General features: G+C 46.4%; 1 protein-coding gene. It reads left to right on the top strand.

Features of this window, described 5'->3' with window-relative positions; genetic code table 11:
• The coding region (locus tag AC3Y5R_RS24230) for a replication initiation protein (RefSeq protein WP_234909692.1) at positions 1-111 on the top strand (111 nt) is incomplete at its 5' end.
• Positions 112-605: the final 494 nt, after the last annotated feature.

Here is a 605-nt window from a genome sequence, read left to right as displayed (position 1 = left end):
CACGAACCCCCCGTTCAGTCCGACCGCTGCGCCTTATCCGGTAACTATCGTCTTGAGTCCAACCCGGAAAGACATGCAAAAGCACCACTGGCAGCAGCCACTGGTAATTGATTTAGAGGAGTTAGTCTTGAAGTCATGCGCCGGTTAAGGCTAAACTGAAAGGACAAGTTTTGGTGACTGCGCTCCTCCAAGCCAGTTACCTCGGTTCAAAGAGTTGGTAGCTCGGAGAACCTTCGAAAAACTGCCCTGCAAGGCGGTTTTTTCGTTTTCAGAGCAAGAGATTACGCGCAGACCAAAACGATCTCAAGAAGATCATCTTATTAATCAGATAAAATAGTTCTAGATTTCAGTGCAATTTATCTCTTCAAATGTAGCACCTGAAGTCAGCCCCATACGATATAAGTTGTAATTCTCATGTTTGACAGCTTATCATCGATAAGCTTTAATGCGGTAGTTTATCACAGTTAAATTGCTAACGCAGTCAGGCACCGTGTATGAAATCTAACAATGCGCTCATCGTCATCCTCGGCACCGTCACCCTGGATGCTGTACAATTGACGACGACAAGGGCCCGGGCAAACTAGTAATCAGACGCGGTCGTTCAC

Source organism: Erwinia sp. 009765445 (genome assembly GCF_058137865.1).
This window is presented reverse-complemented; position numbering and strand designations above follow the sequence as displayed.